The sequence below is a fragment of the Neisseria sp. CCUG12390 genome (assembly GCF_047837985.1).
Classification (GTDB): Bacteria; Pseudomonadota; Gammaproteobacteria; order Burkholderiales; family Neisseriaceae; genus Neisseria.
In genome coordinates this window covers 1,861,280-1,873,917 of sequence record NZ_CP181244.1, presented here as the reverse complement: position 1 = coordinate 1,873,917, position 12,638 = coordinate 1,861,280, and the positions used below count along the sequence as shown (strand labels likewise).

Annotated in this window: 12 protein-coding genes and 1 tRNA gene; 8 read left to right on the top strand and 5 right to left on the bottom strand. The window is 46.5% G+C overall.

Annotated features, from left to right (window positions below; genetic code table 11):
* Positions 1 to 118: 118 nt before the first annotated feature.
* The 8 genes from ACM67E_RS08755 to prmB all read left to right on the top strand — a co-directional run bounded on the left by ACM67E_RS08755 (position 119) and on the right by prmB (position 9,136).
* Positions 119 to 1,258 carry a THUMP domain-containing class I SAM-dependent RNA methyltransferase gene (locus ACM67E_RS08755; RefSeq protein ID WP_416191069.1) on the top strand — a complete coding sequence of 380 codons (1,140 nt, stop codon included), beginning with the start codon at positions 119 to 121 and terminating at the stop codon, positions 1,256 to 1,258.
* A 185-nt stretch (positions 1,259 to 1,443) separates the two neighbouring features.
* On the top strand, positions 1,444 to 1,971 hold the full coding sequence (locus tag ACM67E_RS08750) for a thioredoxin family protein (protein WP_416191068.1): 528 nt from the start codon (positions 1,444 to 1,446) through the stop codon (positions 1,969 to 1,971).
* Positions 1,972 to 2,273: 302 nt separating this feature from the next.
* Positions 2,274 to 5,390 (top strand): formate dehydrogenase-N subunit alpha, encoded by a 3,117-nt coding sequence (fdnG, locus tag ACM67E_RS08745; protein WP_416191067.1) that lies wholly within the window; start codon positions 2,274 to 2,276, stop codon positions 5,388 to 5,390.
* A gap of 11 nt (positions 5,391 to 5,401) precedes the next feature.
* A complete protein-coding gene (gene fdxH, locus ACM67E_RS08740; protein WP_416191066.1) occupies positions 5,402 to 6,316 on the top strand; it encodes a formate dehydrogenase subunit beta in 915 nt (304 codons plus the stop codon).
* Complete coding sequence (locus tag ACM67E_RS08735; protein WP_416191065.1) at positions 6,316 to 6,993, top strand: formate dehydrogenase subunit gamma; 678 nt, start codon at positions 6,316 to 6,318, stop codon at positions 6,991 to 6,993. Before fdxH ends, ACM67E_RS08735 begins: the two co-directional genes overlap by 1 nt.
* 291 nt (positions 6,994 to 7,284) lie before the next feature.
* Positions 7,285 to 7,785: a NemA protein gene (locus ACM67E_RS08730; protein WP_416191064.1), complete on the top strand. Its 501-nt coding sequence runs from the start codon at positions 7,285 to 7,287 to the stop codon at positions 7,783 to 7,785.
* Positions 7,786 to 7,957: 172 nt separating this feature from the next.
* Positions 7,958 to 8,033: transfer RNA gene (locus ACM67E_RS08725), tRNA-Asn, on the top strand.
* A 203-nt stretch (positions 8,034 to 8,236) separates the two neighbouring features.
* Entirely contained in the window at positions 8,237 to 9,136 is a 900-nt protein-coding gene (prmB, locus tag ACM67E_RS08720; RefSeq protein WP_416191063.1) for a 50S ribosomal protein L3 N(5)-glutamine methyltransferase, read from the top strand.
* Between the two features lie 10 nt (positions 9,137 to 9,146).
* Here the strand turns inward: prmB and ACM67E_RS08715 are convergent, their stop codons facing one another.
* From ACM67E_RS08715 to dapF, 5 genes are all read right to left on the bottom strand, one after another.
* Positions 9,147 to 9,398, bottom strand: a complete 252-nt coding sequence (locus ACM67E_RS08715; protein ID WP_416191062.1) for a hypothetical protein — start codon at positions 9,396 to 9,398, stop codon at positions 9,147 to 9,149.
* 46 nt (positions 9,399 to 9,444) lie between these two features.
* Positions 9,445 to 9,942, bottom strand: coding sequence for a prokaryotic membrane lipolipid attachment site family protein (locus ACM67E_RS08710; RefSeq protein WP_416191061.1), 498 nt, complete (start codon positions 9,940 to 9,942; stop codon positions 9,445 to 9,447).
* 153 nt (positions 9,943 to 10,095) lie between these two features.
* Positions 10,096 to 11,028 carry a cysteine synthase A gene (gene cysK / locus ACM67E_RS08705; protein ID WP_416191060.1) on the bottom strand — a complete coding sequence of 311 codons (933 nt, stop codon included), beginning with the start codon at positions 11,026 to 11,028 and terminating at the stop codon, positions 10,096 to 10,098.
* Positions 11,029 to 11,124: 96 nt separating this feature from the next.
* A complete protein-coding gene (locus ACM67E_RS08700) occupies positions 11,125 to 11,727 on the bottom strand; it encodes a hypothetical protein (protein ID WP_416192764.1) in 603 nt (200 codons plus the stop codon).
* Between the two features lies 1 nt (position 11,728).
* Positions 11,729 to 12,577 (bottom strand): diaminopimelate epimerase, encoded by an 849-nt coding sequence (dapF, locus tag ACM67E_RS08695; protein WP_416191059.1) that lies wholly within the window; start codon positions 12,575 to 12,577, stop codon positions 11,729 to 11,731.
* Positions 12,578 to 12,638 lie beyond the last annotated feature (61 nt).

Below are 12,638 nucleotides of genomic sequence, written 5' to 3'. Positions count from 1 at the left end.
TGAAAAAATCCTGAAAAATAAAAATCTTACCTATTGCAATCTGCGCTATAATCCCTTGCTTCAAATTCTCATCCAAACGTAGAAAGCCTGCGTTCCGCTACCCAGAAAGGAATCCGAAATGACCCAATACGCTTTATTCATCACCTGTCCGCGCGGCTTGGAAATGCCGTTGGCCGACGAACTCAAATCCCTGAATATCCAAGACATTCAAACTACCGACGGCGGCGTGGCCTGCAAAGCGGAGATGGAACAGGTTTACCGCATCAACCTGCACTCGCGCACCGCCAGCCGCGTGCTGCTGAGCCTGACCAAAGGCAGCTACCGCAACGAAGCCGATATTTATAAATTGGCCAAAAACATCAATTGGTTCAACTGGTTTACACTGGAGCAGACCTTCAAAGTCAAGGTCGAGGGCAAGCGCGCCAATGTCAAAAGTCTGGATTTTGTCGGCCTGAAAATCAAAGATGCGCTGTGCGATTCGTTCCGCGATATTTACGACGCGCGCCCGAGCGTGGGCAAAATCAATCCCGACGTGCGCGTGCATGCCTTTATGGACGAGCGCAATATCGAGATTTTTATCGATACTTCCGGTGAAGCCCTGTTCAAACGCGGCTACCGCCAAGACACAGGCGAAGCCCCGTTGCGCGAGAACCTGGCCGCCGGATTACTGCTTTTGGCCGGATACGACGGTACGCAGCCGTTTCAAGATCCGTTTTGCGGCAGCGGCACGCTGGCTATTGAGGCGGCATGGATTGCTACGCGCCGCGCACCGGGTTTGATGCGCCGCTTCGGTTTTGAAAAGCTGCAAAATTTCGACAAAGCGGCTTGGGTCAAAATCCGCCAACAGGCGCGCGGGCAAATCGTTCCGGCTGCTGCACCGATTGCGGGCAGTGACAATGACCGCCATATGATTCGTGCGGCGGTTCAAAATGCGGAAGCGGCGGAAGTGGACGGGTTTATCCGTTTCGAGGTAAAAAACGCGCAAGATGCCCGCCCTAACGGCGACAACGGCATCATGATTTCCAACCCGCCTTACGGCGTGCGCCTGGCCGAAATCCAAGCATTGCAGGCTCTGTATCCGCAGCTCGGCTCGTGGTTGAAGCAGCATTATGCGGGCTGGCTCATCGGTATGTTTACCGGTGACCGCGACATGCCGAAATTCATGCGCCTGTCGCCCAAGCGCAAAATCCCTTTGTATAACGGTAACTTGGATTGCCGCCTGTTTTTGATGGATATGGTGAAAGGTTCCAACCGGTAAGATCGGGCCGTCTGAAAACAAGACTGATGAGTCAACGAAAATGCAGCCGTTGGAGGCTGTATTTTTATGAAAAAAAGAAACGTGTTGCTTTTGGTCAAACGACCGTCAGAATTTTCAATCTTTGCCGGTTAACGGGTTTATACTGATTTCAATAAAATATTCATTATTTGGACGAGGAGTATGCCATGAAAGCAGTTGTTTATTCGCTTGCCGCGGTGTTGCTGTTGGGCGCATGCGGCCACCATCAGGAGCTGGACAAACTGAAAAACGAATTATCCGAGGCACAGACGGCGGTAAAGCTTTCCGCGGCCAATACCAAGCGTTTGGAAGACACTTATTCCGATATGTATTTTGAGCTTGACAGCCTGACCGTGGAAAATTTCAAAGCCAAAGTGGCGAAAGGCGATAAATTTTATGCCTATATCGGTCGGCCGAGCTGCAGCGATTGCAACGCGTTCGAGCCGATGTTCAAACGCTATATTGCCCGATACCGCCTGTACGACAAAATTTATTTTGTGAACGTACACCGCCTTCATCAGGACAAAGTCGCTTGGAGTGCGTTCAAGCAGCAATACGGTTTGAGCGGTACGCCTGTATTGGCGGCTTACGGTGCAGGCCGCCAGCTGAATAAATTGGATTTGGAAGACAACGGCGGCAAATTGAGTGCCGAAGATTTGGAAAAATGGCTGGATGCAAACCGCTTACGGCGTTGAATGAAGCGGTATTGTGTTTGGGAAATACGGTTAAGGCCGTCTGAAAAACCGTTTTCAGACGGCCTTAGTCATGACCAAGGAATTAATTCCGACAAATTCACTCTGAAATTAATAATAAAAATCAATTAAAATGAATTTAAAATAAAGTTAGACTATCAATGCCGAATGACTTACAATTCATTACAGTTATTTAATTTTGTAGAAATATAATACTAAAGCATTAGTTTGAAAGTATTATAACAAAAACAAAAATATTGAGAGGCCGTCTGAAAGCGGCCTCCTAGTCAAGCAGGAACACAACCATGAATGTATCAAGACGGCAGTTTTTTAAAGTCACCGCCGCGGGTGCCGGTGCATCGGGTTTGGCGGTTATGGGCATCATGCCGACCAACGCATGGGCAGAAGTGCGCCAGTACAAACTTTCGCGCGCTACTGAAACACGCAATAACTGCACTTATTGCTCGGTCGGCTGCGGCACGATTCTCTACAGCATGGGCGACGGTGCGAAAAATGCCAAAAAGGTGATTTTTCACATCGAAGGCGATCCAGATCATCCTGTGAGCCGCGGTTCGCTGTGTCCGAAGGGGGCGAGTCTGCTGGATTTCGTCCACAGTCCCAACCGTGTGCTGTTTCCGGAAGTGCGCGAACCGTTTACCAACGAATGGAAACGCATCTCTTGGCATGATGCGTTGACACGCATTGCACGCCATCTGAAAAAAGAACGTGATGAAAACTTAATCGTTACCAATGAAAACGGCGTGCCGGTTCACCGTCTGCCGACTTTGGGTATGCTCACCGCTTCGGCCTCCTCCAATGAAACCGGCATCCTGACGCAAAAATGGATGCGTTCTTTGGGCATTGTCGCAACCGATGCACAGGCGCGCGTATGCCACGGTCCGACCGTATCTGCCTTGGCTTCGACCTTCGGCCGCGGTGCGATGACCAATACGTTTATGGACATCCAACATGCCGATTTCATTATGGTGATGGGCGGAAATGCGGCCGAGGCGCATCCTGTCGGTTTCAAATGGGTTATTGAAGCGAAAAAGAAAAAAGGAACCAAATTATTTGTCGTTGACCCGCGCTTCAACCGCACTGCAGCTGTTGCGGATTTTTACGCGCCGATACGCTCGGGTTCGGACATTGCGTTTTTGGGCGCATTAATCAACTGGCTGATTGAAAACGATAAAATCCAATGGGAGTATGTTAAAGCCTATACCAACGCCAGCTTTATCGTTGCCGAAGGCTTTGATTTCAATGAGGGTTTGTTCTCGGGAGCGGCTGAGTTCCAAGCGCCCGAAGCCAAGCAGGGAGAGCAGCAGCCTGAAGTGGCCAGCCGTACCGGCAATCGTAAAAATTACTACGACAATGAGTCATGGTTTTATGAACTGGATGCCAATGGTCACGCCAAAACGGATCCGACCTTGCAGGATCCGCGTTGCGTTTTCCAAATGCTGAAAAAACACTACTCTCGTTATACGTTGGAGATGATGGAGACCACTTGCGGTACCAGTAAAGAAGATTTCTTGAAAGTTGCCGAAGCATGGGGTGAGACGTCTGCGCCGAATAAGGCGGGTACGATTCTTTATGCTTTGGGTTGGACGCAACATACTTACGGTTCGCAAATTATCCGCACCATGGCGATGGTTCAACTGCTGTTGGGCAATATCGGTATGTCCGGCGGCGGTGTAAACGCATTGCGCGGCCACTCGAATATTCAGGGCTTGTCGGATTTGGGTTTGCTGTCGACTTCGTTGCCAGGTTACCTGGCTTTGCCGAACGAAGACAACCATCCGACCTTCCAAGACTATATCGCCAAGCAAACCCCTAAGGCACTCCAAGCCAATCAATTGAATTATTGGAGTAATACGCCTGCATTCTTTGTCAGCTTCCTGAAATGGATGTACGGTGAAAACGCCACCAAAGAAAATAACTGGGGCTACGACTGGTTGCCGAAGTGGGACAAAATGTACGACATTTTGCAGCTCACTGAGTTGATGTACCAAGGCCAAGTGAACGGCTTGTTGGTGCAGGGCTTTAATGCACAAGGTTCGTTCCCTGATGCCAGCCGCGTGACTGAGGCATTTTCCAAGTTGAAATATATGGTGGTAATGGATCCGTTGAAAACGGAAACCGCTTCTTTCTGGGAAAACCACGGCGAAGCGCATGATGTTGATCCGTCTAAAATCCAGACCGAAGTCTTCCGTTTGCCTACCCCTTGCTTCGCTGAAGAAGCCGGCTCGATTGTGAATTCTTCACGCTGGCTGCAATGGCACCACCCGGGTCAAAACCCACCGGGCGAAGCTTTACCTGATTTGGATATTTTGGGTGAGCTGCATGTTTTGCTGAAAGAAATGTACGAAAAAGAGGGGGGGACTGCCCCTGAGCCGGTTACCAAACTGGCATGGCACTACAAAAATCCGTTGGCACCGACGCCGGAGGAAATGGCCAAAGAATCAAACGGCTACGCTTTGGCGGACATTAAAGATAAAGACGGCAACATTATCCGCCGGAAAGGCGAATTGCTTGATGGTTTCTCGCAATTGCGTGATGACGGTACTACCGAATGCGCGACTTGGATTTTCTCAGGTTCGTGGACGCAGGCCGGCAATCAGATGGATCGCCGCGACAATACCGACACCGGTTTAGGCAATACGCCGCGCTGGGCATGGGCATGGCCGGCCAACCGCCGCATTCTGTATAACCGCGCATCCTTAGATCCGAGCGGCAAACCTTGGGATCCGAACCGCGTTTTGATTGAATGGGACGGTAAAAAATGGACAGGTGCCGATGTGGCTGACTTTAAGGCCGACGAAGCACCGGGCAGCGGTATGAATCCGTTTATCATGAATGAAGAAGGTGTCGGCCGCTTGTTCTGCCAGCGCAAGTTGGTCGATGGGCCGTTCCCCGAGCATTATGAACCTTTGGAGTCACCAATCGGTACCAATCCGCTGCATCCGAAAGTGGTTCAATCACCTGCCATGCGTTTGTTTGACAGCGTAAAAGACCGTATCGGCACAGCAGAAGAGTTCCCTTATGTCGGCACTACCTACCGCCTGACCGAACACTTCCAATTCTGGACTAAATCGGTGAAATTACTGATGATTGCCCAGCCGGAACAATTCATTGAAATCAGTGAAGAGTTAGCGGCAGAAAAAGGCATTCAAAAAGGCGATTGGGTTAAAGTCAGCTCCAAGCGTGCCTATATCAAGGCCAAAGCCGTCGTTACAAAACGTGTGAAACCATTAACCATCAACGGTAAAACGGTTCATCAAATCGGCATCCCATTGCACGGCGGTTGGGAAAATGTATCAGGACAAAAACAGTATATTGTGAATACGCTGACGCCTTTTGTGGGCGACTGCAACACACAAACTCCTGAATACAAAACCTTCTTGGTCAATATTGAGAAAGCGTAAGGAGCGGAACAATGGCATTACAATCATTAGACATCAAACGCCGCTCTGCAACATCGGGTGTGACACCGCCACCACAGGTACGCAAGCCGATTGAAGTGGCAAAATTAATCGACGTGAGCACCTGTATCGGCTGTAAAGCCTGTCAGGTGGCCTGTTCGGAATGGAACGACATCCGTGACGACATCGGTGAAAACGTCGGTGTGTACGACAATCCGGTCGATTTGACAGCAAAAAGCTGGACGGTTATGCGTTTCAGCGAAACCGAAGAAAACGGGAAATTGGAATGGCTGATTCGTAAAGACGGCTGTATGCACTGTGCCGATCCGGGCTGTCTGAAAGCTTGTCCGTCGCCTGGTGCGATTATCCAATATGAAAACGGTATCGTCGATTTCCATCAGGAAAACTGTATCGGTTGCGGTTACTGTATTGCAGGTTGTCCGTTCAATATTCCGCGCATCAATAAAGAAGACAACCGTGCGTATAAATGCACCTTGTGTTCCGACCGCGTGGCAGTCGGTCAAGAACCGGCCTGCGTGAAAACCTGCCCGACCGGAGCAATCCAGTTCGGCAGCAAGGAAGACATGAAGGCAGTGGCACAAGAACGTATTAAGGACTTGAACAACCGCGGTTACCAAAATGCCGGTCTGTATGACCCTGAAGCCGTGGGCGGTACGCATGTGATGTATGTTTTGCATCATGCCGACAAACCGTCGCTTTATAGCGGACTGCCCGACAAGCCTGCTATCAGTCCGACTGTGAAGTTGTGGAAGGGACTGCTCAAGCCTTTGGCTACTTTCGGTATTGCCGCAGCAGCTGTTACCGGTTGGATGCACTACATTACAGTAGGACCGAACCGTGAGGAGGAACATAAACCCGAAGTCATCGGTAAAGACGGTAAAATCTTAAACGGTGAGGAGGAAGCATAATGAAACCAAAGTTAATTCAGCGTTATAAACGCAGCGAGCGCATCAACCATTGGATTGTTGCCCTATGTTTTGTTTTGCTGGCCGTTTCTGGCTTGGCCTTCTTCTATCCGGCCTTTTTTTGGCTGACAGGTATTTTCGGTACACCGCAATTGGCTCGAATTTTGCACCCCTTTATCGGTGTCGTGATGTTTGTCGGTTTTTTTATCCAGTTTTTCCGTTATTGGAAATTTAATTTCTTCGATAAAGAAGATGTAAAATGGATGAAATCAGTTAAGACTATTTTGAAAGGTCATGAAGTTGGTGATGTCGGCAAATATAATGGCGGCCAAAAAGGTATGTTTTGGCTGATGACCGCCTGTATGGTCGTGTTGGTGGTTACCGGTGTTATTGCCTGGCGTCCTTATTTTGCCGAAATGTTTCCGATTCCGGTAATCCGTTTGGCTTTACTGTTTCATGCCGGTGCCGCATTGGTGCTGATTGCAGGCATTATTGTTCACGTTTATGCTGCGATTTGGGTTAAAGGTACTGTTCGTGCGATGGTAGAAGGCGTGGTTACCCAGCAATGGGCAAAGAAGCATCATCCCCGTTGGTATCGTGAAGTGATGGAGAAAGCGGGCAAAGAAGTGGCTGAAGATAATGCTGAAGTGAAACCGCATATTACGTCGAAAAATCATTAATGCACTATTAGGTGTATTGAAAGCAAAAGCAGCTTGTTCTTGAGCTGCTTTTGTTTTATTTTCAGACGGCCTGAAAATTCAGGTGAAATTTTAGATTCAATACAGTTCGAAAGTGGGTAAAACTTAGAATGTCCAGAAGACCATCAGGTTTCGAGGTAACTTTTTATTTTAATTAGTGACATATCTGTGGAATATAAATAGCAATGCTTTACGTACACTAACGGCAAGCATAACGGAAAAAAGATATACTTTTTAAAATAAACAATTGATTTATATGTGAAGGAAAAGATTATGAAAACCATCATTTCAGCCGGGTTAGTCGTGGCAGGACTGAGCGCATGCAGTGTCGGTACACCGGGAATGTCGGTAGGATTAGGCCTTGGAACCACATTGGGTCGCCATGTCGGATTAGGTACTTCAGTGAATATTCCTGTCCGCTTGGATAGAAGGCAAACTTCTCCGGATTCTAGCCAAGCTCATCGCGGTGGTGTCAATATTGTTGACGAACAAATCGTAACTTACTTTGATGCAGACGGTAATCCTTCGAATAATATGGTCAAGGGTGGCTTCTATCGTCAATTACTCAGTAAGCGTAACAATGAATATGTAGTTCAGGATTTTTACAGTGATAACAGCATTAAGCGTACTGATCCTTATACCATAAACCGTAGCCAGCTGATGCAATTTCGGGCAACTCCTGCCAATGGTTCTTTAACTGTTTATGCTTACAATGGCAATATTATGCAACAACAAATATTTCAAAACGGTAAACTGGTACAGGCAAGATACTGAGAAGGTTGCATGGATTTGTTTTTCATAAACTCTTCTTAAGTTTCAGACGGCCTGGCTGTTATTTCTTACTGAAAGTAAATTTTCTTAGCTTTCAATTGTTTGAAACACTGCTAAGAATTTATTGTTTGGTATGGGTTGACACATTTTTTGCAGACGTTATAATGCACTCCATTCCCCGATAGCTCAGTCGGTAGAGCGACGGACTGTTAATCCGCAGGTCCCTGGTTCGAGCCCAGGTCGGGGAGCCAAATTCAAAAAAACCTGAACAAATGTTCAGGTTTTTTGTTTTTGGACGCCGCCTTATATGGCTGATTGAATTATATGCGGGCATATTATATTGATTCAGATTTTTTGTTTAGCGTTCACAAGACAGTAAAATCAGGCTGCTAAATTTTCAGACGGCCTTTTCTGTTATAATTTTTCTTTAACCAATCTTTATGGTCAAATCTTTATGTTTACTCAAGCAGCCAAAGAACTCTCTACTATCCGTGATATTTTGCGCTTCGCAGTCAGCCGCTTTAACGATGCTGAACTTTTTTTCGGTCACGGCTCAGACAATGCTTATGATGAGGCTGCTTATCTGATTCTGCATACGCTTAATTTGCCGTTGGATATGCTTGATCCTTATCTGGATGCTAAGCTTTTACAAACCGAAAAAGAAGAAGTATTGGCCTTAGTCGAACGCCGTGTCACCGAACGTCTTCCCGTGGCATACCTTACTAATCAGGCTTGGCAGGGGGACTTTGATTTTTATGTTGACGAACGTGTCATCGTACCCCGTTCCTTTATTTACGAATTATTGGGAGAACCGCTCACTCCCTGGATTGAATATCCTGAATTGGTCAACCGTGCACTCGACCTTTGCACAGGCAGCGGCTGCCTTGCGATTCAAATGGCACATCATTATCCTGCCGCAGAAATCGATGCCGTTGATTTAAGTTTGGATGCCCTGGAAGTGGCTGCTATTAACGTTGAAGAATATGGTTTGGAAGACAGAATCAGCTTGATTCATACCGATTTGTTTGAAGGTTTGGATGGTACGTATGACTTAATTGTTTCCAATCCGCCATACGTTGATGCCGAATCGGTGGATACATTGCCTGACGAATATTTGCATGAGCCTGAATTGGCGCTAGGCAGCGGGGAGGATGGTTTGGATGCGACCTGTCAAATCATTCTGCATGCGGCTAAATTCTTAAATCCAAGAGGCGTATTGCTGGTTGAAATTGGCCATAACCGCGAGGTGCTTGAGGCAGCATACCCTGAGTTACCATTTACATGGCTTGAAACGAGTGGGGGTAACGGTTTCGTTTTCTTATTGACACGTGAACAATTACTTGGGCAAGGATAGGGAATTACCATCAAACAAGGCTGTTTGAAAAAAATGAACTGTATCCCCAAAAGTTGGACACTCCTCCAACTGAGAAAGGTGCAGTTTTCTTATGTCCAAATATACACCAGACTTCAAATACCAAGCCGTACTCACCAAGTGCACAGCCAACTGCGTGCTGTAGAAAATAAGCGTATTTCTTACAGAACCCAGTTTGAACAGTTTTTTGATAAAGATTATCAACTTGCTCAAAGATTGGGGGAAGTTCATTTTTTGCAGCCAACAAAAAAGCCGTCTGAAAATTCAGACGGCTTTTTTGTCAATCAGAATTATTGTAACGGAGCCATGTTCATTACTTCCATCAGGAAGTTGGTAAATGCAGGATTTGTCGGTTTGCTGTTCATACTCTTCCAGCGTTGCTGCCAGCCACGTAGGGCATTTTGGATATACAGCTTGGATTGTTGGGTAGTAATTTCCCCCCGTTGACTGTCAACTGCCGAACGTAAATAGACCTCGTACATGCTGTCATCAACGGAATTGCGACCAACCAATTGGATCCGATAACGGTTTAAGTATTGTGCGGCTTGAACTTTGGTCATTTTACCCTGACTGACCTGATAGCTTAAACGTGTAGCTTCGTCCCGAATTTTGGAAACATCCGACCAATGGCCGGATGCCAAACGGAAGCCTGCTGACGGTTTTTCCTGAACTTTGGTATTAGTCGGGCGGACAGGCACTTCTTTTAAAGTTGGTAAATAGATAGATTGACAACCGGTAAGTGCCGCCGCTACAAATAAAAGAGGAATATGTTTTTTCATGGCAATCATTATAATCAGCTTCGTCGAATAGTCAAAATGATGCTAGTACTGATGGCTTATTTGGTTTGCTCAATTACAACATATTTCGGTTAAGCCGTCCAATTGAAAAACTAAAAAGACAACAAAGGCCGTCTGAAACAGCCTTTGTTGAAATACAGAATATTATGCCAAGTCAGCAAACAACGGCGTAGAAAGATAGCGTTCGCCATAAGAAGGAATCAGTACGACAATTAATTTTCCTTCATTTTCTGTTTTTTTGGCTAATTGCAAAGCACTCCAAACAGCAGCCCCGGAAGAAATACCAACCAAAATACCTTCTTTTTCGGCCATGGCGCGTGCAGTTTCAAATGCTGCATCATTTGGTACTTTGATGATTTCATCGTAAATCGTCGTATTTAGGACGCTTGGCACAAAGCCGGCACCAATACCTTGAATCGGATGCGGTCCTTTCTCTCCGCCACTCAAGACCGGAGATGCTTCAGGCTCGACAGCCACGATTTTCACATTGGAATTACGCTCTTTCAACACTTCGCCCACTCCGGTAACCGTTCCTCCCGTACCGACACCGGCCACGAAAATATCGACTTTACCATCAGTATCGCGCCAAATTTCTTCGGCAGTGGTTTCTCGATGGATTTTAGGATTCGCTTCATTATCAAACTGACGCGGCATGAAATAAGTGCCCGGATGTTCATCAACCAAAGACTGAGCTTTGGCAATGGCGCCGCCCATACCTTCTGCCGCGGGAGTTAAAATTAACTCGGCACCAAAAGCACGCAGCAGCATTCTGCGTTCTTTACTCATACTTTCCGGCATGGTAATGGCCAATTTATAACCGCGAGCAGCACATACCATCGCCAAACCGATACCGGTATTTCCGCTGGTTGCCTCGACAATTACAGTATCCTTATTGATTTTACCGCTTTTCTCGGCATCTTCAATCATCGCTTCTGCTATACGGTCTTTCACGCTACTGCCTGGATTGAAGAACTCCAACTTCACCGCAACTTCAGCTTTCAGACCCTCGGTCAGCCGGTTTAACTTTACCAGGGGGGTGTTGCCGATTAATTCGGTAATACTGTTTGCAATTTTCATATTTTACTCCTGAATTAAAGCTGATATGGTTTCTATATTAAGCCTAGGCCGTCTGAAAAACCAATATCAAATGTTTCTTACTTTATAACTTTTCGTTTAAAAACGACCTTCTAAGATGATTGCGAGAATCACCGTTACCTGAACAATCAACATCATAAAATACGCCCCCTGCAACTGTCGACTGCTAAACAAGTCGGCAGGTTGTTTCATAATTTTGACACGGTGCAAATAAAATACTGCCATCAAAACAAGTTGCAGCATAAACCAATAACCGGGTTTTAGCGCATAAAAAGTTAACAGCGCAGGAGCAGCAAAAACCGATGCGCCATTTGGATAATGATACCAAACCATCCCTGTCAGCAAAACAAATACTGACGTCATCACTACATTGCTGACCGCAAACAAACCCAATATTGGGTATGCTTCATCCGTCTGCCAAAACCGGCCATCTGATGTTTTTTTCCAGTGATCAAGAAAGAAAAATATGCTGCCCAAAGTCAAATAAAAATGAGGGATAAACAGGGAGCCCATATGAGTAATCCCCCACATTCCGGGCGTAATCTGCGCACCTAGGAATCCAGTGGCAAGCCACAAAATAACCGTGGCCCAAAACCATTGAAACTTCTCTGCTTTGAATATCAGCCATAAGAACACTACGGCATAAATCACGGCAGCCCATAAATCAAAATGAAATATCATCTTAATACTGCAACTCACCTTCAAAGACCGTTTCGGCAGGGCCGGTCATTAGAACGTCATCCTCTGCCTGCCAACTGATAAATAAATCGCCGCCCGGCAAGCTCACTTTTACCGGAATACCGCTGTCGAGCAAACCTAAGCGGACACCGGCTACAACTGCCGCACAGGCACCCGTACCGCAAGCCTGAGTTTCCCCTGCGCCACGTTCATATACGCGCAACCGGATAGACTGCCGATCGATAATCTGCATAAATCCGACATTTACCCGCTCAGGAAATTGATGATGAGATTCGATGGCTTCTCCCCACAGTCCGACAGGAGCATTTTCCGTGTCCTCAACTACAATGACAGCATGCGGATTACCCATATTGACACAACTTACCGGAATGGATTCCAAACCGACCAAAACGATATGTGTCAACGCATCATCCGTTTCTTCACCCATAGACACAAACGGAATTTCAGACGGCATAAATTTCGGTTTGCCCATATTTACCGTCACCAAACCATTATCCAATAGTTTGGGAATAATTACGCCACTTGCCGTTTCGACTAGAATTTCTTTTTTATCAGTCAAGCCTTTATCCACTACAAAGCGCACAAAGCAACGCGCACCGTTGCCACATTGCTCCACTTCGCTGCCATCGGCATTAAAGATGCGGTAACGGAAATCTACCGTCTCAGATGATGGCTTCTCTACTACTAAAAGTTGGTCAAACCCTACTCCGCGGAAACGGTCAGCCCATTTCGATAACGAAGCCTCTTTCGGATCGAATTCTTGATCAATCCCGTTAATGACTACAAAATCATTGCCTAAACCATGCATTTTTGTGAATTTTAAAGTTTTCATAACTGTTTCCTAAATACATATTCAGCAGAGTATTTTCTATAGCGACAAAATAATCACCTAA